At 60.3% G+C, this 1,242-nt stretch carries 2 pseudogenes; both read left to right on the plus strand.

Annotated features, from left to right (window positions below):
- Positions 1 to 433, plus strand: a pseudogene (locus tag E1809_RS26970) (hypothetical protein); the annotation flags it as partial.
- Positions 434 to 922: 489 nt separating this feature from the next.
- Positions 923 to 1,242: pseudogene (locus E1809_RS26480) on the plus strand (primary-amine oxidase); the annotation flags it as partial.

The following is a 1,242-nucleotide window of genomic DNA, read 5'->3' on the forward strand; positions in this document are numbered from 1 at the left end:
GACCATCACCATGGCCGCCGTCTACAACTACTTCCGACACCACCACCCCGAAGAAAACGTCTGGCGCACCAAAGTCGCACCGATCCTCGGCGGAATCGGAATGGTCTGTGTCGTCATCATGATGATCACCAACCTGGACACCGCCGCCGGGCCCGCGGCCTCGACCCTGCTGTTCAAACTCATCCCCTACATCACCGCCGGGCTCTTCCTCGCCGGCGTAGCCCAGGCCCTCTACCTACGCAAAACCAACCCACTCAAATACGAAACCATCGGCCACGTCGCCATGGGAGAAGACGGACAAGGACCCGTCCTGGACGAAGAAGACCCCGAACCGCTACGACCAATCGACCTCAACGACGTCCGTGAACTCGAAAACCAGCACGTCACCGACGCCGAGCTCGAAGAACTCGAAATGGAAAAGGAGCAGTCCTAGACAGTTTCAGGCCCTGGTGTTGCCTCCCGGCAGCATCAGGGCCTGTCCCTTTTAACGTTGGCCCCAGGTTTGACGCAGGTCCCAGTCGCCGCCCTGTGCGGTGCCTGGGGCCTGCGGCGTTCCCGGGTGGGGCAGGAACGCCGGGTGCGGTGTGGTAGGAGCCTCTGGGGCTGTCGCAGGGCGGCTGAATGATTATTTTTTCGGCCGGCAATGAGGGCTGGAGGGCGTTTCTCAAATGTTTCCAGCATGTTAACTGGGGTGGGAAAATAGTGCCCTGAATTTCTCAAGTAAATATCTAAAAAAGACTCGCCTAAATGAATTCCCTCACGTAGTTTTGCTACATCGAAGGAACGCGAGTGACCGGCGTCACGCCAGCCGCTCGCACTGGATTCCACCCAAGAACCACCTCTACCCCGCAGGGGCCGTACTGGCGGCTGCCGTTTTTCGGCCCCTGAACCTGACCAAAGAAGCAAAGCTAGGAGTACAGGAATGACCATCAACAGTGAAGTGGAATCCGCCGTGGGTACGGCGCATCCTTTGGATCCTTTGTCGCGGGCGGAGATTTCGCGTGCGGTGGGGATTTTGAGGGAGGGTCCTGCTGCTGCGGAGTCGTTCCGGTTTGGCAGTGTGGAGTTGCGTGAGCCGGGCAAGGCTGAGTTGCGGGCTGGTGTGGCGGTGGTGCGTGAGGCTGATGCGGTGTTGATTGACCGTGCGTCGGGGGCGGCGTTCGAGGCCGTGGTGGATCTGGACGGGGGCCTGGTGTCGTCGTGGACGCAGCTGGGCAAGGGGGTGCAGCCGCCGTTCATGTT

It is taken from the genome of Arthrobacter terricola, assembly GCF_004354015.1.
GTDB classification, from domain to species: Bacteria; Actinomycetota; Actinomycetes; order Actinomycetales; family Micrococcaceae; genus Arthrobacter; species Arthrobacter terricola.